This is a genomic window from Nonomuraea sp. KM90, assembly GCF_052246675.1.
Classification (GTDB): Bacteria; Actinomycetota; Actinomycetes; order Streptosporangiales; family Streptosporangiaceae; genus Nonomuraea.
On sequence record NZ_JBQQCB010000068.1, the window covers coordinates 1 to 19,077 of the forward strand.

17 protein-coding genes are annotated in these 19,077 nt (G+C 72.1%); 8 read left to right on the plus strand and 9 right to left on the minus strand.

What is annotated here, in order from left to right; translation table 11 throughout:
- Window positions 1-1,037, plus strand: a 1,037-nt coding sequence (locus ACTWPW_RS41185) for a DUF695 domain-containing protein (protein ID WP_443171868.1), incomplete at its 5' end; no start/stop codon positions are given.
- A 96-nt stretch (window positions 1,038-1,133) separates the two neighbouring features.
- Here the strand turns inward: ACTWPW_RS41185 and ACTWPW_RS41190 are convergent.
- Complete coding sequence (locus ACTWPW_RS41190; protein WP_375111432.1) at window positions 1,134-2,297, minus strand: cysteine desulfurase family protein; 1,164 nt, start codon at window positions 2,295-2,297, stop codon at window positions 1,134-1,136.
- Between the two features lie 54 nt (window positions 2,298-2,351).
- On the opposite strand from ACTWPW_RS41190, the gene ACTWPW_RS41195 reads away from it, so the two are divergent.
- The 7 genes from ACTWPW_RS41195 to ACTWPW_RS41225 all read left to right on the plus strand — a co-directional run bounded on the left by ACTWPW_RS41195 (window position 2,352) and on the right by ACTWPW_RS41225 (window position 8,783).
- The gene (locus ACTWPW_RS41195) at window positions 2,352-2,867 is read left to right on the plus strand and encodes a TetR/AcrR family transcriptional regulator (RefSeq protein WP_364117832.1); all 516 of its coding nucleotides are present in this window, start codon (window positions 2,352-2,354) and stop codon (window positions 2,865-2,867) included.
- 198 nt (window positions 2,868-3,065) lie between these two features.
- Window positions 3,066-4,253 carry an MFS transporter gene (locus ACTWPW_RS41200; protein WP_375111433.1) on the plus strand — a complete coding sequence of 396 codons (1,188 nt, stop codon included), beginning with the start codon at window positions 3,066-3,068 and terminating at the stop codon, window positions 4,251-4,253.
- 12 nt (window positions 4,254-4,265) lie between these two features.
- Entirely contained in the window at window positions 4,266-4,763 is a 498-nt protein-coding gene (locus tag ACTWPW_RS41205) for an HIT family protein (RefSeq protein WP_375111434.1), read from the plus strand.
- A gap of 118 nt (window positions 4,764-4,881) precedes the next feature.
- Window positions 4,882-5,781, plus strand: coding sequence for an ABC transporter ATP-binding protein (locus ACTWPW_RS41210; protein ID WP_443171869.1), 900 nt, complete (start codon window positions 4,882-4,884; stop codon window positions 5,779-5,781).
- A complete protein-coding gene (locus tag ACTWPW_RS41215) occupies window positions 5,778-6,542 on the plus strand; it encodes a hypothetical protein (RefSeq protein WP_375111436.1) in 765 nt (254 codons plus the stop codon). Before ACTWPW_RS41210 ends, ACTWPW_RS41215 begins: the two co-directional genes overlap by 4 nt.
- Before the next feature lie 37 nt (window positions 6,543-6,579).
- Complete coding sequence (locus ACTWPW_RS41220; protein WP_375111523.1) at window positions 6,580-7,284, plus strand: response regulator transcription factor; 705 nt, start codon at window positions 6,580-6,582, stop codon at window positions 7,282-7,284.
- Entirely contained in the window at window positions 7,281-8,783 is a 1,503-nt protein-coding gene (locus tag ACTWPW_RS41225; RefSeq protein WP_443171870.1) for an ATP-binding protein, read from the plus strand. Before ACTWPW_RS41220 ends, ACTWPW_RS41225 begins: the two co-directional genes overlap by 4 nt.
- Before the next feature lie 123 nt (window positions 8,784-8,906).
- On the opposite strand, the gene ACTWPW_RS41230 is transcribed toward ACTWPW_RS41225, so the two are convergent.
- The 8 genes from ACTWPW_RS41230 to ACTWPW_RS41265 all read right to left on the minus strand — a co-directional run bounded on the left by ACTWPW_RS41230 (window position 8,907) and on the right by ACTWPW_RS41265 (window position 19,071).
- The gene (locus ACTWPW_RS41230; protein WP_443171871.1) at window positions 8,907-9,860 is read right to left on the minus strand and encodes an electron transfer flavoprotein subunit alpha/FixB family protein; all 954 of its coding nucleotides are present in this window, start codon (window positions 9,858-9,860) and stop codon (window positions 8,907-8,909) included.
- 19 nt (window positions 9,861-9,879) lie between these two features.
- A complete protein-coding gene (locus ACTWPW_RS41235) occupies window positions 9,880-10,659 on the minus strand; it encodes an electron transfer flavoprotein subunit beta/FixA family protein (protein ID WP_375111439.1) in 780 nt (259 codons plus the stop codon).
- A 240-nt stretch (window positions 10,660-10,899) separates the two neighbouring features.
- Entirely contained in the window at window positions 10,900-12,114 is a 1,215-nt protein-coding gene (locus ACTWPW_RS41240; RefSeq protein WP_443171872.1) for a serine/threonine-protein kinase, read from the minus strand.
- A gap of 36 nt (window positions 12,115-12,150) precedes the next feature.
- Complete coding sequence (locus ACTWPW_RS41245) at window positions 12,151-13,947, minus strand: serine/threonine-protein kinase (RefSeq protein ID WP_375111441.1); 1,797 nt, start codon at window positions 13,945-13,947, stop codon at window positions 12,151-12,153.
- Window positions 13,948-13,963: 16 nt separating this feature from the next.
- Window positions 13,964-15,976: a protein kinase domain-containing protein gene (locus ACTWPW_RS41250; protein WP_443171873.1), complete on the minus strand. Its 2,013-nt coding sequence runs from the start codon at window positions 15,974-15,976 to the stop codon at window positions 13,964-13,966.
- A gap of 132 nt (window positions 15,977-16,108) precedes the next feature.
- Window positions 16,109-16,621, minus strand: a complete 513-nt coding sequence (locus tag ACTWPW_RS41255) for a YbaK/EbsC family protein (protein WP_443171874.1) — start codon at window positions 16,619-16,621, stop codon at window positions 16,109-16,111.
- A 61-nt stretch (window positions 16,622-16,682) separates the two neighbouring features.
- The gene (locus tag ACTWPW_RS41260; RefSeq protein WP_375111444.1) at window positions 16,683-18,236 is read right to left on the minus strand and encodes a flavin monoamine oxidase family protein; all 1,554 of its coding nucleotides are present in this window, start codon (window positions 18,234-18,236) and stop codon (window positions 16,683-16,685) included.
- Entirely contained in the window at window positions 18,229-19,071 is an 843-nt protein-coding gene (locus ACTWPW_RS41265) for a M55 family metallopeptidase (protein WP_364117806.1), read from the minus strand. Before ACTWPW_RS41265 ends, ACTWPW_RS41260 begins: the two co-directional genes overlap by 8 nt.
- Window positions 19,072-19,077 lie beyond the last annotated feature (6 nt).

Here is a 19,077-nt window from a genome sequence, read left to right on the forward strand (position 1 = left end):
GCAAGGACGCAGACGAAGGGGCCGAAGGGCCTGACGAGGCCATCGCCGGTTTCTGGGCGTGGTGGCAGGAGACCAGGCCGCAACTCGACTCGATGGTGGCCGCGGGCGAGCCCGAGGGGCTGGAGGAGCGGCTCACCCCCGCGGTCGCCGCGATCGACCCCGGCCTGGCCTATGAGGTGGCCCCCGGCAAGGAGGCCGCGCACGCCCTGGTGGTGACCGCCGCGGGCGACGCCGAGCTGCGCTCGCTCGCGCACCGCTGGGCCAAGGCCGCGCCCTCGTCCGACCTGCTGTGGGAGTTCCACCCGTCCCGTCAGGCCAACCCGATGGCGATGGAGCTCACCCTCGACGTGGGCGGCTTCGAGTTCGCGCTCGACAAGTTGCAGCTCGGCCTGCGCGTGCCGCGCAACCAGCCCCGGGTCGACGTGGCCGCCTACCACCCGATCTTCGGCGAGCTCGACGAGGAGTCCAGGCTGGAGGCCACGCTGCTGGCCCTCGACTGGCTGCTGGGCGAGGACGACGTGGCCAGGTGGGTGGGCGAGATCACGGCGGTCACGTTCGAGCCGATCGACTCCGTGGCGGCGGTGCACCTGCCGGCCGTGGTCGCCGACGTGGCCTCGGGCTACACCGAGGAGGAGTGGCTGCTGCTGGAGGGTCAGACCGCCGGCGGCGCGCCGCTGGTCGCCACGGCCCGCCATCCGCTGCGGCCGGTCGACCATCCGCTGTTCGACCAGCACATCCAGATCACGCTCCCCTACGCGCACCGCGACGAGAACGGCCTGCCGGTCGGCGACTCGCTGGCCGCGCTGCGCGACTTCGAGGAGCGCCTGGCCGCCCGCCTGCTCAAGCTGCGCGACGACGCCGTGCTGGCGGCGCATCTGAGCTCCCAGGGGCATCGCGTCATCCACGTGTACGCCGACCCGACCGGTGACGCCGCGATCCACGCCAAGGAGCTGATCGTGGGCTGGGAGGAGGGCGAGCCGAGGGTCGACGTCTCCGCCGATCCCGCCTGGACCGCCGTCGCCCCCTTCCTCACCTGAGCCCGGCCTCCCGACCTGAGGCCGCTCAGCTCACTGGCCTGTCGCGGGTGAGCCGGGCCTTCTGCGGTCTGGGCTCAGCCTCCTGGCGGCCCGGGGTCAGCCGAGGCCGGCGCGGCGGGCGCGCTCGACGGCGGCCGGGAGCACCTCGATCAGGCGGTCCACGTCGTCGCGCGTCGAGGTGTGGCCCAGCGTGAACCGCAGCGACCCGCGCGCCGCCGCCGCGTCCGCGCCCATAGCCAGCAGCACGTGGGACGGCTGCGCCACGCCCGCCGAGCAGGCCGAGCCGGTCGAGCACTCCACGCCCTTGGCGTCGAGCAGCATGAGCAGCGCGTCGCCCTCGCAGCCGGGGAAGGAGAAGTGAGCGTTGCCGGGCAGCCGGTTGCCGGGGTCGCCGTTGAGCACCACGTCGGGAACGGCCTCGCGTACGCGGTGGATGAGCTCGTCGCGCAGCGACGCCAGGTGGCGGCCGAGGGTCTCCTGCTCGCGTACGGCGGTGCTGACGGCGGCGGCGAGCCCCGCGATGGCGGGCGCGTCGAGCGTGCCCGAGCGCACGTCGCGCTCCTGGCCCCCGCCGTGCTGCACGGAGACCGGCGTGAGCCCCCTGGTCAGCAGCAGCGCGCCGACCCCCATCGGGCCGCCGACCTTGTGGCCGGTCAGCGTGAGCGCGTCGGCCCCCGAGCCGCTGAACGACACCGGCAACTGCCCGATCGCCTGCACCGCGTCGGTGTGGAACGGGATGCCGTGGTCGTGCGCGATGGCGGCCAGCACGTGGATCGGCTGGATGGTGCCGACCTCGTTGTTGGCCCACATGATGCTGATCATGGCCACGTCGCCGGGGTCGCGCTCGATGGCGGCGCGCAGCGTGTCGGGGTGCACGCGGCCGTGCTCGTCCACCTCCAGCAGCTCCACCTCGGCGCCCTGGCTGTCGGCCAGCCACTGGGCCGGGTCGAGCGCGGCGTGGTGCTCCACGGAGCTGATCAGCACCCGCTTGCGTGGGCGGCGCGCCCAGTAGAGGCCCTTGATCGCCAGGTTGTCGGCCTCGGTGCCGCCCGAGGTGAACACGACCTCGCTGGGCCGAGCGCCGAGCGAGTCGGCGATCGTCTCGCGTGACTCCTCGACCACCCTGCGCACCTGACGGCCGGCCGCGTGCAGCGAGGAAGCATTGCCGACGCGTTTGAGTTGCTCCGTCATGGCCTCGATCGCTTCGGGCAGCATGGGGGTGGTCGCCGCATGATCAAGGTAGGCCGACGGTCTGGTCACGTGCTCAGGGTATCTCGTTTGCAACTGTACCGTCCGGACGGTACAGTTGATCGTATGCGAAGGGACGAGCTTTTGGACGCGGCGGAGGATCTCCTCTGCGACCTGGGCTCGGGCGCGCTCACCCTGGCCGCCGTGGCGGACCGGGCGGGCGTGAGCAAGGGCGGCCTGCTCTATCACTACGGCTCCAAAGAGGCCCTGATCAAGGGCATGGTGGAGCGGTTGATCGAAGACTTCGACGTGCTGGTGGCCGGGCAGCCGGGCGAGACCTACACCGAGCGCTACCTGGGCGCGACGCTGGCCGCCGTCCGATCCGGCCGCCTGCGACGATGGGCCGTCGTCACCGGGGCGTCGGGCAACCTCTTCCTGCTCGCACCGCTGCGCGAGGCGATGGCCCGCTGGCACCGCGAAGGGCTGAGCGAGGAGCCGGACCCGGTGGCCGCGCAGATCGTACGGCTGGCGTGTGAGGGGCTCTGGGACGTGGCGAGTCACGACCCGGAGCTCAACTCGGAGGACGACCTCCAGGCTCTGGAGCTCCGCCTCAGGGCGCTCATCTCGCCCGCCCCCGCCTGATTCCATCCCTTTTCGCCCTCCGCGCCACGCGCCGGGGGCCACTTCTGACTCCCCCCGAACCCCCCGACACCACGCCGGGCCCGCGCCGCCGCGCGCGCTGTCCTGCGTTGCCCTGTGCCGTCCGCTGCGGTCGGCGGGGGCGCCCCGGCATGCCCGGATTCAACGCGAAGAATACGAACTTGTGAGAGGTGTGGCCTTATGACCCGCGAGCTGAGGAGTGCCCGTTACGGGGCGGTCCTCACCTTTGTCCTTGCCGGCCTGATGGTGGGCACGATGACCGTGCGCATCCCGGCCCTGACCGACAAACTCGGCCTGACCGAGGCCACGGTCGGGGCGATCCTGCTGGTGTGGGGCCTGGGCGCTCTGGTGACGATGCAGTCCATGCGGCGCGTCATGGCGCGCGTGGGCAGCCGGGCGGTACTGCGGGCAGGCGGTCCACTGACGGCGCTCAGCCTCCTCGGCGTGGCCGTCGCCCCCGACCTCCCGCTGCTCCTGGTGGCCGTGGCGCTCTTCGGCATGGCCTTCGGCACCGTGGACGTCGCCATGAACGCCCAGGGTTCGGCCGTCGAGCAGGCCTACAAGCGGCCGCTGATGAACGGCATGCACGCCGGCTGGTGCGTGGGCGCCATCTCGGCGGGCGGGCTGGGCAGCCTGGCCATCGCCGCCGACCTGCCGTTCACGCTGCACGTGACGCTGATCGCGCTGGTCTCGCTGCCGGTCATGGTGCTGCTCGGCCGTACGTACCTGCCGGAGCCCCCGGCGGCGGCCACCGCGACCGCCGGGCGGCGCCGCATGCCGCCGATCGTCTACCTGCTCGGCGCGATCATGTTCTTCGCCTTCATGGTCGAGGGCACGGTCGCCGACTGGAACGGCCTGTACATGCGCGACGAGCTCGGCGCCCCCGAGGCCCTGGCGGCGCTCGGATACCCGGTGTTCGAGGCCGGCATGCTGATCGCCCGGCTCACCGGTGACCGGCTGCGGGTCAGGTTCGGGGTGCGCGGGATGCTGACCGTGTCCGGGGTGGCCACGGCCGGCTTCTTCGCGGTCGTGCTGCTGGCGCCGGCGGCGCTGGTGGCGGTGGCGGCGATGTTCTTCGTCGGGCTCGGGGTGGCGACGATCTCGCCGCTGACACTGTCGCTCGCGGGCACCGCCACCGACGCGCCGGGTCCCGCGATCGCCCAGGCGGGCGCCATGGGGTACGCGGGCCTGCTGCTCGGCCCCGTGGTGATCGGCTTCCTGTCGGACGCCACCTCCCTGCGTACGGCGCTGGGCATCGGCGTCGTCCTGGGCGTGCTGATCGCCCTGGCCGCCCGCCTGCTCCCGCGCGGCGAGCCGGCCCGGGTGAGCCCCCTCCCCGCGAGGGAGCCCGCCAAGGCCGCCGCCTGAGACCATCGCGGGATGGATCTCGAACGAAACGTACTCTTCGACGTCGAGGCGTATGAAGCGCGGGTGCGGTCCCGCCCGTGCTTCATCTGCGCGATCGTGGCCGGCGACCCCGACTACGCCCTCGAGCAGATCGTCTACGAGGACGACCGGCACCTCGCCTTCCTGGCCCGCTACCCCACGATGCCGGGGTACGTCCTGGTCAGCCCGAAGCGGCACGTCGAGCACGTCGTGCGCGACCTCGACGAGGACGACTACCACGCGATCATGGGAGTGGTCAGGAAGGTGGCATTGGCCGTAGAGGCGGTGGTGCCGTCGGAGCGCACCTACCTGCTGTCCCTCGGCAGCCGGCAGGGCAACGCCCACCTGCACTGGCACGTGGCCCCGCTCCCGCCGGGCACCCCGTACCGGAAGCAGCAGTTCCACGCGCTCATGTCCGAGAACGGCACGATCTCCTGGAGCCAGGCCCAGGCCGAGGAGCTGGCCGCCCGCCTGCGGGCGGCCCTGGCCTGAGAGTTCCCTGTGGATCGGCGCGGGCGGCGCGGCGCGACCCCACGTGGCGCCATCCCGCTCACAGAGACCTCACAGAACCCCTCAGAACGCCTCCAACGAGCCACCCCACGCTGGACCCATGATCCAGCTCAACGGACTGTCCAAACGCTACGGCGAGCGGCTCGCCGTGGACGACCTCTCCTTCACGGTACGGCCGGGCCTCGTCACCGGCTTCCTCGGCCCGAACGGCGCCGGCAAGACCACGACCATGCGCATGATCCTCGGCCTCGACCTGCCCACCTCCGGCACGGTCACGATCAACGGCCGTGGCCCCCACGACCTGCCGCACCCGCTGCGCGTGATCGGCTCGATGCTGGACTCGCAGGCCGTGCACCCGCAGCGCACCGCGTACAAGCACCTGCTCTACCTCGCCCAGACCAACCGCCTCCCGGTCTCCCGCGTCGAGGCGGTGCTCGACCTGGTCGGGCTGACGGACGCGGCGGGCAGGAAGGCGGGCGGGTTCTCGCTGGGGATGAGCCAGCGGCTGGGCCTGGCCGCCGCGCTGCTGGGGGATCCGCCGGTGCTGCTGCTGGACGAGCCGGTCAACGGGCTGGACCCGGAGGGCGTCCTGTGGATCCGCACGCTCGTCCGGGAGCTGGCCGCCGAGGGGCGTACGGTGCTGCTCTCCAGCCACCTGATGAGCGAGATGGCGCTGACCGCGGACCGGCTGGTGATCATCGGGAAGGGCCGGCTCATCACCGAGGCCGAGATCGGCGAGTTCACCGGCGCCGGGGCTCCCGTCCTCGTCCGCACGCCCGAGGCCGGCTCCTTCGCCCGGCGCCTGGAGCTGTCGGGCGCCCGCGTACGGGCCGGTTCCGGCGACGAGCTGCTGGTCACCGGCATGAGCGCGCCCGACGTGGGGCGGCTGGCGGCGGCCGAGGGCGTCACGCTGCACGAGCTGACCCTGCGGCCCGCGTCCCTGGAGGAGGCGTTCATGGAGCTGACCCGCGACGCCGTGGAGTACGGAGGGGCACGATGATCGAGGCGGGCGTGCTCAGGGCGGAGTGGACGAAGTTCAGCAGCATCAGGGCCACCATGGTGCTGTCGCTGGCGATCGTCGTCGTGTCCGGGCTGTTCGGATGGCTGTTCGGCAACGCGTCGGCCGGCGACTACGCCACGGCCACGGCGCAGGAGCGGCTGGACTTCCAGCCGCTGGACATGGGCATGCGCGGGCTGTTCGTGGTCCAGCTCCTGGTCTCGGCGCTGGGGGTGCTGGTCGCCACCTCCGAGTACGGCTCCGGCACGATGCGCGCGAGCGTGGCCGCCGTGGGCCGGCGCGGTCACCTGATGGCCGCCAAGGCCGGCATGACCGTGCTGACCGCCCTGCCGGTGAGCGTGGCCGGGGTGTGGCTGATGTACACCACCGGCCAGACCGTCCTCGCGGCGAACGGCGCTCCGTACGTCATGCCGGGCGAGCCGGGCGCGCTGGTCCTGCTCCTGCTCGGGCCGGTCGTGTTCACGCTGCTGGCACTGTTCGGGCTCGCCCTGGGCTTCCTGCTGCGCGGCACGGCCTCCGCCGTGAACGTCAGCACGGCCTTCCTCCTGATCCCCGTCCTGGCCTCGAGCGCGCCCGGCGGCCTGCGGGAGTTCATGCACACCTACTGGCCGAACACGGCCGCCTTCCAGGCCGTCTCAGGGACGTCCGAGCTGCCGCCCGTGGTGGCTTTCGGGGTGCTCGTCGGGTTCGTCGCGGTGCTGCTGGTCGCGGCGTTCGTCCAGTTCAAGAACCGGGACGCCTGACTACCCTGGACCTCGGGAGGTGCCTCACGTGGCTCACATGGGCGAACGGCTGCTGGTGGTCGACGACGAGCCCACCGTCAAGGAGCTGCTGTCGGCGACGTTGCGGTTCGCGGGCTTCACCGTGAGCTCCGCCGACAACGGCACCCAGGCGCTGGAGGAGGCCCGGCGTGACCCGCCCGACCTGGTGCTGCTCGACGTCATGCTGCCCGACCTGGACGGCTTCGAGGTGCTGCGCCGCCTGCGCGGCCTGCCCAGGGCCGGCGGGCGGCCGGGGCCGGTGCCCGTACTGTTCCTGACGGCCCGCGACACCACGGCCGACAAGATCAACGGTCTCCGGCTGGGCGGCGACGACTACGTGACCAAGCCGTTCGACCTGGAGGAGCTGCTGGCCCGCATCAGGGCCATCCTGCGGCGCACGGGCGCGATCCCCGACGACCACACGCTGGTCGTGGGAGACCTGGAGGTCGATCCCGACGGCCACCAGGTGACCAGGGCGGGCCGCCCGGTGCGCCTGTCGCCGACGGAGTTCCGGCTCCTGCACCACCTGGTGCTCAACGCCGGGCGGGTGCTGCCCAAGTCGCAGATCCTGGAGACCGTGTGGCGCTACGACTTCGCCGGTGACACGAGCATCGTGGACACGTACGTGAGCTATCTGCGGCGCAAGCTGGACACCGGCGAGTCACCCCGGCTGATCCACACCGTGCACGGCGTCGGCTACCTGCTCCGCAAGCCGAAACCATGACCAGCCGCCTGCCACGACCCGGCGGCGGGTGTGCCCGGCTGCCGCGCATCGGCAGGGGGCTGTCGTTGCGCGCCCGGCTGCTGGCGATCACGGTCGCCCTGCTCGTCGCCGGCCTGGCGATGATCAGCTCGGTCCTCGTCCGGCAGCTGGAGACCCAACTCAGGGCCCGCGTGGACGCCCAGCTCAGCCCGATGGGCACGGCGCTGTCGTCGGTGCCGCCCGAGCTGGCCACCGCGCTGGCGGCCATGCTGGAGAAGCGGGCGAGCCAGGCCCCGCTCGTGCTGGGCGAGCCCGACCTCGTCACCAAGGGGTACGCGGCGTACCTGTCGCCCGGCGGCGCCGTGCTGCGCGCGTACGGCGACATGCCCGGGCCCGGCCTGCCCCGCCTCGACACCGCCACCGTCGCGGCCCGCGGCGGGCGGCCGTTCACCGTGGAGGGGGCGGACGGCGAGGAGTGGCGCGCCGTGGCGCTGCCCGCCAAGCGCACGAGCACGGAGTTCGCGCACTCCAGCGTGGTGGCGGCGGTGTCGCTGGAGGCCATGCACACGACCGTCAACCGGATGCGCGCCGCCTGCCTCGTGGCCGGATCGTTGCTGCTGGCCGTGCTGGCGCTGGTGGGCGGGTTCGCGATCAGGGCCGGTCTGGCGCCGTTGCGCCGGGTGGAGGAGACGGCGGCGGCCATCGCGGACGGCGACCTCACCCGCCGCGTGCCCGAGCCGGCCCCGCCGGGCACGGAGGTCGGGCGCCTGGCACGCTCGCTCAACAAGATGCTCGCCCAGATCGAGCAGGGGGTCGCGGCGAAGGTGGAGTCTGAGGCCCGCATGCGCCGGTTCGTCGCCGACGTCAGCCACGAGCTGCGCACCCCGCTGTTCGGCATCAAGGGCTTCTCGGAGCTGTACCGCATGGGAGGCACGGAGGCCGGGCCCGCGCTGGCCCGCATCGAGAGCGAGTCGGGCCGCCTGGCCAAGCTGGTGGACGACCTGCTCCTGCTCGCCGGCCTCGACGAGAGCGACGGCCCGGGGCTGGAGCTGACCCCGATGGACCTGCGTACCCTCGCCGCCGACGCCCGCCACGACTTCACCGCCCTCGACCCGACCCGGCCCATCGCCTTCACCGGCCCGTCCGGCGGTCCGGCGGCCACCGCCCCGGTCCTGGGCGACGAGGCCCGGCTGAGACAGGTCGTCAGCAACCTCGTCGGCAACGCCGTCACCCACACACCCGCCGGCACCCCGGTCAGGATCGGCGTGGGCACGGACGGCGGGGAGTCGGTGCTGGTCATCGAGGACGAGGGGCCGGGGTTGGGGGCGGAGGAGGCGGCGCGCGTGTTCGACCGCTTCTACCGCGCGGACGGCTCCCGTGCCCGCGCCACGGGCGGGGCTGGGCTGGGGCTGGCCATCGTCCGGTCCATCGTGGCCGCTCACGGGGGGCGCGTGGAGCTGCGCTCGTCCCCGGGTGAGGGCGCTTGCTTCCAGATCAGGCTTCCCATCACCGACCGCTGACCGACCCTCGGCTCCCGCCCAGGCTTGTCGAGGACGTCTGGGGGGCGGTGCCCCCCCAGACGTCACTGCCTGAGCTCCCCGCGCGGAGAGCGCCGAGAGCGGAGACCGTGCTCCCCGGCCGGCCTACTTGCGCTTGTCGATCTCTTCGGTGAGCTGGGGCAGGACCTGGTGGAGGTCGCCGACCACGCCGTAGTCCGCCAGCTCGAAGATCGGGGCCTCCGGGTCCTTGTTGATGGCGACGATCGTCTTGGCCGTCTGCATGCCGGCCCGGTGCTGGATGGCCCCCGAGATCCCGGCCGCGATGTACAGCTGCGGCGACACCGTCTTGCCCGTCTGGCCCACCTGGAACTGGTGCGGGTACCAGCCCGCGTCCGTGGCGGCGCGGGAGGCGCCCACGGCCGCGCCCAGGGAGTCGGCGAGGGTCTCGATGACCGAGAAGTTCTCCGCCGAACCCACGCCGCGCCCGCCGGAGACCACGATCGCGGCCTCCGTCAGCTCCGGCCGGGCGCCCTTCTCCTGCTTGACCCGCTCCACGACTCGGGTGGCCTTGGCGGCGTCGGACAGGGTGACCGAAACCTCCTCCTCGACCCCGGCGCCCGCGGCCGCCACGGGGGCGGTGGAGTTGGGGCGTACGGCGATGATGGGCGTGCCCTTGCGCACCTTGGAGTGCACGTTGACGCCGCCGCCGAAGATGGACTGGTCGGCCACGAAGCCCTCGCTCAGGCCCACGGCGTCGGTGATGACGCCGGAGTCCGTCTTGATGGCCAGGCGGCCGGCGATCTCCTTGCCCTCGGCCGTGGCCGCCACCAGGACGGCGGCCGCCGAGGCGGAGGCCACGAGCTGGGCGAGCAGCTCGGCCTTGGGGGCGACCACGTGGTCCACGATGTCGCTGGAGCCGGCGACGTAGATCTTCTCCGCGCCGTACTCGGCCAGCCGGCCCTTGGCCTCGGCCGAGATGCCGGGGCCGGCCCAGACGGCGGCGGGGGTGCCGAGGGTGCGGGCCAGGGTCAGCAGTTCGAGCGTGACCTTCTTGACCTCGCCTTCGGCCTGCTCAACGAGAACGAGAATCTCCGACATTTCCGTAAAACCCCCGTTCTCAGATGAACTTCTTGGACGCCAGGAACTCGGCGGCGCTCACGCCACCGTCGCCCTCGTCCTTGACGATCGTGCCGGCCGCCCGCGGCGGGGCCGGGGCGAAGTCGACGACCTCGGACCAGGCGGCGGCCAGGCCCACCTGCGCGGCGTCGATGGAGGCGTCGCCGATGGCCAGCGTCTCGACCGGCTTCTTCTTCGCCGCCATGATGCCCTTGAACGACGGGTAGCGGGGCTCGTTGATCTTCTCGACCACGGACACGACGGCCGGCAGCGACGCCTCGACCCGGTCGAAACCGTAGTCGGCCAGCCGCTGGACCTTGATCGAGGTGCCCTCGACCTCGACCTTGTTGGCCAGCGTGAGCTGGGGCGTGCCGAGCCGCTCGGCGAGCATGGCGGCGAGCATCCCGGTGCGCGCGTCGGTGGACTCCGAACCCAGGATGACCAGGTCGAACCCGATCTTCTTGAGCACCTGGGCCATCGCGTACGAGGTCGACAGGGCGTCGGAGCCGTGCAGCGCGTCGTCGCTGAGGTGGACGGCCTTGTCGGCGCCCATGGCCAGCGCCTTGCGGATGGTGTCGGTGGCCTTGCCGGGACCCATGGTCAGGACGGTCACCTCACCGCCATGGGCCTCCTTGAGCTTCAGCGCCTCTTCGACCGCGTATTCGTCAAGCTCGTTGACCACGCCGTCAGCGGCGTCGCGGTCGAGCGTGTTGTCATCGGACCGCAGCTTGCGCTCGGTCGCCGTGTCGGGGACCTGCTTCACGCAGACGACGATGTTCATGGCCGGTGGCCGACCTCCCGTAGTTCGCGTGCGCCCCCGCCACGCTGGCGGTGGGCGCCGAATGCATCTGTCCAGACTGCCAGGTGCCCTGCGGGCCCCCGACAGAGGGTCTGCCGTGGTTCAGCGGTTATGTTACCCGTGGGTAGCTTACGCGCAAACCGGCAGCCAGTGCGATTGGCACGGAAACCACTACCACCCTCTCTACCATACCGAACTTTATTCGGTCGTCAGCTGCGGGGGCTACGCCGACAGCAGGAAAACGACTCCCAGCACCAGTGCCGTACCCGCGAACAAGGCCAGTGTGAACGTGCTGAACAGCGCTGCCAGCCCGAAGCACAGCCCGGCCGCCCCCGCCACGCAGACCGCGTCCGTGATCAGGCGGCTGCGTTTGTACGGGCCGCGGGAGAACAGCGCCACCCCCGCGTCGGAGACCAGGGCCAGCGCGTACGCCGCCAGCAGGAACAACGACACCTCGGGCAGCGGCTCGCGGGCGGCGGCCGCCAGCAGCGACACGAACAGGCCCGAGCCGATCAGCCAGCGCCGGCGCACCTTCTCCCGGTGCCTGGCCCGCGACTCCGCCACCGAGCGCCGATGCTGCTCCTTGCCGGGCCGCCACTCCCTGGTGCTCATGTCGTCGGCCGCCGACCGCGGGCGTACGACCGGAGCGCTCAGGTGAGGCACGTGGGAGACGGGCGCGACCTCCAGCCTGGCGCAGATCTGCGCCGCCGTCGGCCGCGCGGCGGGGTCGGTGGACAGGCACTCGCGTAACAGCGGCTGCAGCCACTCCGGCGCACCCTCGAGGTCGGGCGGGTGGTGCACGACCCGGTAGGCGACCGCGGACGCGGGCCCCTGCCCGTACGGCTGCCGCCCGGTGGCCGCGTACGCCAGCGTCGCCCCGAACGAGAACACGTCGGCCTCCATGCCCACGGGCCGCCCCTCGAGCACCTCGGGAGCCAGGTAGCCGGGCGTGCCCACCACCGCGCCCGAGGCCGTGACGGACAGCGAGTCGAGCGCGCTGGCGATGCCGAAGTCGATGACGACCGGCTCGCCCTCGGTCATCATCACGTTGGCCGGCTTGAGATCGCGGTGCACCACCCCCGACTCGTGCATGGCCAGCAGCGCGTCGGCCAGGCCGGCGGCGAGCCGCCGCAGGTCGGCGACGGGCACGGGGACGGAGCTGAGCGGCCGGCCCTGCACGTAGCGGGTCACGAGGTAGGGCCTGGCGCCCTCCAGCGAGGCGTCCAGCACCTCCGCCACGTGCGGCCCGCCGACCATGCGCATGGTCTCCACCTCGCGCGCCAGCCGGGCCAGGGCCATGCCGTCGGCCGCGACGTGCGGGTGCAGCACCTTGACCGCCACCGTGCGCCCCTCGGGGTCCAGCGCCAGGTGCACCTCGCCGAATCCACCGGCCCCGAGACGGGAGAGAAGCTCGTACGGGCCGAGGTGCTCGCTCATACCTTCATCTCTCCCCCCGAGCGGCGGCGGGGACACTCAGGACCAGGGATTCAGGAACCCCAGCCCCAGACCGTCCAGCAGGCTGCCGATCAGCCCGGTGATCAGGCCGATCGTGCTCTGCCTGGCATCGCCGGCCAGATCGTTGATCACCGTCTCCGGCTCCTGCCACGGCGCCCACACCGGGTCCTGGCTCAGCGCGTACATGACCGCGAACAGCGCGGCGGTGCCCACCAGCACGACGGCGACCAGCGCCGCGCCCGGGCTGCGCAGCACCCCGGTGAACGTGCGCGTGACGGCCTTGCGCGGCGCGCCGCCGCCGGGCAGCACGAACAGTCCGGCGGCGAAGGCGCCCGCCGCGTAGGCGGCCGCCTCGTTGACGCCCGCCTGGCCCGCCCAGTAGAGGAAGCCCCAGACGCAGATCCCGAACAGCAGCGCCAGCGGCACGTGCACCAGCGTCACGAGGGCTGACTTGACCAGCGCCCACGGCGTGCCGACCACGATGAGCAGCGGATCGGCCGCGCTGCTCCCGCGCACCTGACGCCGCTTGACCATGTCACCGAAGAGGTATTCGCCGAGGCGCAGCACCAGAGCGAGCGCCACGGCCACCGCGCCCGCCATGACGGGCCTGGCCACGGTCAGCGCCACCAGCGTGACCAGCAGGAGCAGGCCGACGACCTGGCTGCCGAACAGGTATCTCTTGCGCTCGGACGGCGGACTGTACTGGGACGGCGGGGTGTAGGGCCTGACCTGGGACGGCGAGGTGGGCTGCGGTGCCGGGTAGCCGGCCACCCGCTGGTCCGGGCGCGGCATCGGCGGCCTGGCGGGCATCGGCGCGGGCACGTAGGGTGGCGGCCGCTCCTCCCTACGCGGCGGCGCGGTGCGCGCCTCGCGGCGCGGCGGCGCCGGCGGGGGCGCCGGCTTGCGGTATTCGACCGGCGGCAGCAGGTCGGAGAACGTGTCCATGGTCCGCGTGCGGTCGGCCAGCCGCTTGGTCCCCGTCGGCCCCTCGAAGGACGCCTCGTTGAACGTCGTCACCGACGGGTCGAGCGCCCTGGCCATCCGGAGCAACTCCTGGGCGCCGGGCCGGACCGACGGCTCGACCTGCAGGGCCCGGTTGAGCCAGCCGCGCAGCCACGCGGGCGCCTTGTCGAGCTGCGCCCGGCCTTCCATGATGTTGAAGCAGACCGCCTCGAACGTGCCCGTGCCGAACGGCGGCGCCCCGGTCGCGGCGAAGAACACCGTCGAGGCCAGCGCGTGCACGTCGGCCGCCTGGGTGATCTCCGAGTCGCGGATGATCTCGGGCGCCAGATAGCCCGGCGTGCCGACGAACATCCCCGTCTGCGTCAGCCTGGTGGCGTTCACCAGGTGGGCGATGCCGAAGTCGATGACCAGCGGCTCGCCGTCGACGAGCATGACGTTGGACGGCTTGAAGTCGCGGTGGATCACGTCGGCCGCGTGGATGGCCACCAGCGCCTGGCAGAGCCCCTGGGCGAGCCTGATGAGGTCGCGCGCCTCCAGCGCGCCCTCGGCCAGGACGGTGTCCTCCAGCGTGCGGCCGGGCGCGAAGCGGGTCACCACGTACGGCTGCCCGCCCACGAGCTCGGCGTCGATCACCTCGGCGACGTGCGGGCTGCGCACCCTGCGCATGGTCTCGACCTCGCGGGTGAGCCGGTCGCGCGCCTTGAGGTCGGCGGCCACGTGCGGGTGCAACACCTTGATGGCGACCTCGCGGCCCTCGCCGTCGAGACCGAGGTGGACGACCCCCATGCCACCTTCGCCGATCTTCCTGACCAGACGGTACGGGCCCAGACGTTCTGGTGCTTGGGTGCTCATCGCCACCTTCCCCGCGTCATCCCCCGGAATTCCCCCTCAGACCTTTCAGTTGCTCGACCACTGGATCGACGTTCAGCGGAGTCCATACGGCCTCCCCCTTAGGCTTGTCCCCGAACGTGCCGTAAGCGAGGATCAGCGAGAGCGCGGCACCCGCCGCGAGGATTCCCGCCATCACCATCGCCGCTGTTCTCGAGGGTACGAGCGATGAGAGCGTTCTGCGCATCTGTTTGCCGGGACCCTCCACGCCGGGGCCTGCGCAGACGGTCCAGAGCGCGATCGCGGCACCCCAGGCCAGGGCGTTGGACGGGTCCATCCGCGCCACCACGGTGAGCAGCAACGTCACCGGGAGACCGAGGATGAGCGCGTAGAGCACGAGCGCCAGCGTGATGCCGGCCGATTTGGCCAGCGCCGCCGGGTAGGCGAACACCCTCAGCACGTCGAGCGCCGCGGCACCCGCCGCCCTGCGGGCCGTGAGCTGCGGCTGGGCCAGGTCGGCCGCGCGCAGCAGGATCGCGAGCGGGACCGCGACGACCGCCACGAGCACCGGCGCCTGCACGGCCGCCACGATCATCAGGATCAGCAGCATCGCGCTCGCCACGCCGTACGCCCTGGAACGCTGCAGCACCTTGCCCGGCTGGACGCTCGGGATGTAGGGCTCGCGCTTGGTCGACAGGTCCGGCTGCGGGTATTGCTGCTGGGCCGGGATGTAAGGGGGCGGCTGCACCGGGATCGGGTTGGGCCGGCCGTAGTCGGGCAGGTCGGGACCAGCACCCGGGCGGCCGTAGTCGGGCAGGTCGGAGCCCGCGCCTGGCCGGCCGGAGTTGGGGGTCTGCTGCTGCGGCGGGTTGACCCTGCGGTAGTCGGGCGAGTCGGGGCGCACCCGCCTCGTGGGCACGTCGGCCTCGGGGTGCGGCGGGACCGCGGGGCCGTTGCCGGCCGCCGGCGGCGGGTAGCCGAACGCCTCGCGCTGGATCTGCCGCAGCTCCTCCGGCGGCACCCTGCGGGTCGGCCACGGGTCGGGCTGGTTGGGCAGCAGCGAGACGTACTGCTGGTCCTTCGGTGGTGGGGCGGGCTGCTCCTGGCTCTCCAGCAGCCGCTTGGGCGTCACCGGCGGCGTGGAGACGTCGTAGGACGGCTTGTCGGCCAGCCGCGGCGGGGTCGGCAGGGCGGCCGGCGGCGGCGCGTCGGGACGCGGCACCGTCGAGACCTCGTCGGGCGAGGAGCTCGCGCCCGCCACCGGCTTGGGCAGCAGCCTGGCGGCCCGTTCGGCCAGATCGGCGGCCTTGGGCCGCTTGGCCGGGTTGCGCTGGAAGGCCGCCTTCAGCAGCGGCTGCAGCTCCGCGGGGGCGGCGCTGATGTCGGCCTTGCCCGCGGTGATGTTGTAGAAGATCATCTCCAGCGTGCCCTTGCCGAAGGGCGGCTGGCCCGTGCCCGCGTAGAGCAGCGTGCCCGCCCACGCGTGGATGTCGACCTCGGGCCCCGCCTCCTGGCCCTCGATGATCTCGGGCGCGAGGTAGCCGGGCGTGCCGATGAACATGCCGGTCTGCGTGAGCCGCGTCGCGTCGACCGCCTGGGCGATGCCGAAGTCGATCAGGACGGGCTCGCCGTCGAGGATCAGCACGTTGCCGGGCTTGAGGTCGCGGTGGATCACGCCCACGGAGTGCACGACGGCCAGCGCGGAGGCCACGCCGTGCGCGACCCTGACCAGCGCGGGCAGGTCGAGCGGCCCGTCGTCCTTGACGATCTCGTCGAGACCGCGGCCGGGGACGTAACGCGTGACGATGTACGGGCGATGACCGGTCACGTCGGCGTCGAGCACCTCGGCGATGTATTTGCTGCGCACCCTGCGCATGGTCTCGACCTCACGCGAAAGCCGCCGCCTGGCGACCTCGTCACCGGCGACCTCTCCGCGCAGGACCTTGACCGCCACCTGCCGACCCTGCGGGTCGACAGCGAGGTGGACAACGCCCATCCCGCCTTCACCGAGCCGCCTGAGCAGCCGGTAAGGGCCTAGTCGGTCATCGTTCATGGCATGAAGCACCATACCGGCTTAATCCCCGCCCACGAGATGAACCATGAGGCCACATTCCCACTCGTACAACGTCCAGAACGGCCTCATCGGTTTCCCATCCAACGGTCTCGAATCGGCTTCAGTTTTGCCTCAACCGGTCAAGGAGAGGACCTCGGCCCTCTTCAGCCCGGCCAGCGTGGCACCGGAGACGGCGAGCTTCGACCTGCGCAGGCCACTTCCGATCACCACCCTCGGGTGCTCCGCGACGTGCGTGTCCACCAGGACCGGCCACTCCTCGGGCAGGCCGAGGGGCGTGATGCCGCCGTATTCCATGCCGGTGAGCTCGACCGCGTCGGCCATCGGCGCGAAACTGGCCTTGCGGGCGTCGAGGTGTTTGCGTATCACGCCGTTCACGTCCACTCGCATCGTCGCGAGCACCATGCACGCCGCGTAGCGCGTCTCGCCGCCCCGTTTGGCCGCCACGACGACGCAGTTGGCCGACTCGTCGAGAGTCACGCCGTACTTCTCGCAGAACGCCGCCGTGTCGGCCAGATCCGGGTCGATCTCGGCCACCTCGACGCCCTCCAGGTTCGGTACGGCACGGGCCACCGGATCGGCCAGCAGGTCGATCCGTTCGGTCGCGGGCACCCAGTGCAACGTCATCCCATCTCCTCGATCGCTTCTCCCACGAGCCTAATTGCCGTCATGGGAGCAGCGGGCGACGTCACGGAGACTGCAACACTCGCTGATGCAGCTGGGTGACGGCGCCGCGGGCGGACTCCATGGCCCCCGCCTGCCAGGCGATCAGATGGGTGAGCCAGTCGCCCGCGAAGTACACCCTCCCGGCGGGGCGTTGCAGAAGAGTGAAGGACGAATCAAAGGACGGCCAGCGCACCCATGCCCCCTGGATGTGCTCCTGGCGTTCCCAGGCGATGGAGGTGCTGGACAGGAGGTTCTGGCGGTACTTCTCGCCGTGGATCTTCTTGCCCTGGGTGAGCGCCCGGCGCCTTCTGTCCTCCGGGGTGAGGGCCGCGTACAGCTCGGCGTCGCGCTCGGTGTTGTAGTAGCCGACGAGGAGGCCGCGCTCGGAGTGGTAGCCGTGGGAGGGGTACCAGATGTGGGCGATGTCGAGGTCGGTCTCGGTGATGCCGCCGTAGATGCGGTCCTCCAGCTCCCACCAGCGGCGGCCGTACTCTAAGCCGATCTTGCCGGCGGCCGCCGGGACCGGGGTGGCCAGGGCGGCGGTGACCGGGGCGCCGAGGTTGTGCGGGATCCTGGCGAGGAGGTGGGGCGGGAGGGTGGCGATGCAGTAGTCGGCCTTGACGGTCCCGCCGGTGTAGGCGACCTCGACCCCGTCGGCCAGCGTGGTGATCTTGGTGACCTTGGCGCCGGTCGTGATCCGGTCCTGGCCGACGGCCTCCTGGAGCTTGGCGACGATCGCGTCCATGCCGCCGACGGGCTGGAACATGGGGGTGGCCTGCTCGTAGCCGAAGTCGTTGGTGATGGCGCGGCCGGTGCCGGCGGCGAGGATCTGGTGGAGGGTGCCGGGGGCGGGGACGGGGATGCCGGTGTCGATGGCCGGAAATTTGGTGAAACCGCGTCTCGGGGAGCCCTCGTACTCGAGCTTCGGGCCGAGGTCGCCGAACCGCCGCAGGAACTCCAGGAGCCGGTCCTGGTCGTCCTCGGTGACGGCCTTGTCCAGGGCTCCGAGGTTCGTGGCCTTGGCCAGGAGTTCGGCGACGTAGCCGTACATGTCGGCTCGGGCCGTCCGGGCCCTGACCGTCTGGCCGTTGGTGTGGACGTAGGCGGCGGCGTTGTTGTTGATGAAGGTCTCGATGGGGACGCCCAGCTCGCGGCAGTAGTCGAGGGTCACCATCCAGGGGGCGATCCGGCCGGGGCCCGCGTTGAAGTAGACGCCCTCGCCGAACGTCACGTCCTGTGCGGGGCCGTTCAGCTCGGTCAGGCGGTCGCCGCCGCGCAGCGTGAGGTTCCGGCCGCCCGCCTTCTGCCTGGCCTCGAGCAGCGTGCAGTCGTAACCGGCCTTGCCCAGCTCGTACGCGGCCGTCAGCCCGGCCACGCCCGCGCCGAGGATCACCACCTTGGCCGTGCCCTTGCCGCGCAGCGTGAAGTCGCCCGGCCGCGGGGGTGTGAACTCCTTGTCCTGGTCGGCGGGGGCCAGGCCGAGCGCGCCCATGGCGGCGTACATCGCGCCCGCGCCGCCGGCCGCGCCGATCCCGACGAGCAGCCCCCGCCGGGTCAGGGTCGCCCGGTCAGCCATAGGGGCCGCTGCCGCACGCCACCTGGCCGCCGATCGTGGCGAAGATGCCGAACAGGGCCATGATCTGGGTGAAGTCGTCGGTCGTGAACTCCGTGTGCCGCGATCCCGCCGACTTCACCCCGGGAACCAGCGACACGGCGGCGGCGATGGCGGTGGAGTTCCACTCCACCCCCAGCGTGTACGGCGCCGGCACCACGTACGGCGTGAAGTCGGTCAACCGGCCGAGCCCCCGCTGCATGGCCTCACGGATGCGGGCCTGGGCCACGATCGGCGGCAGCAGCTCGGCCGAGAACTTGTCGATGCCCTTCTTGACCGCCACCGTCTCCACGTCCCCGAGCAGCTCCCGGGCCTCGTCGCCGACGGCCTCGTCCCCGGTGACCACCACGACCGGCACCCCGTGGAACCCGGCGCACGCGGCGACGAGCCGGGTCTCGCCGCACAGCTCGCCGTTGAGGTAGACGTTCTGGATCTCCTTGCCCATCCAGGTGTGGTTGAGCACGCCGTGCGGCACGCCCGCGCGGGCGTGGTAGCCGACGAAGCACGCCGCCTGGAACGACCCGTCGAGCCCCTGGGCCATCCGCTGCGCCTTGCCGGGGCCCCTGATCAGGCTCGCCCGGGGGTCCAGCAGGTCGATCCGGAGGTTCTTGGTGGACCCGTGGGCGTCGTTGACCAGCACGCCGCTCGCCCCGGCCGCGAACGCGCCCTCGATCGCGGCGTTGGCGTCGGCGGTCATCAGCTCGCAGCCGCGCTCGTAACCCCGCTTGCCGGCGTGCATCTCCTCGGGGTCCGTCAGCCCCGTCACGCCCTCCATGTCCACCGACAGATAGACCTTCACGCCGCC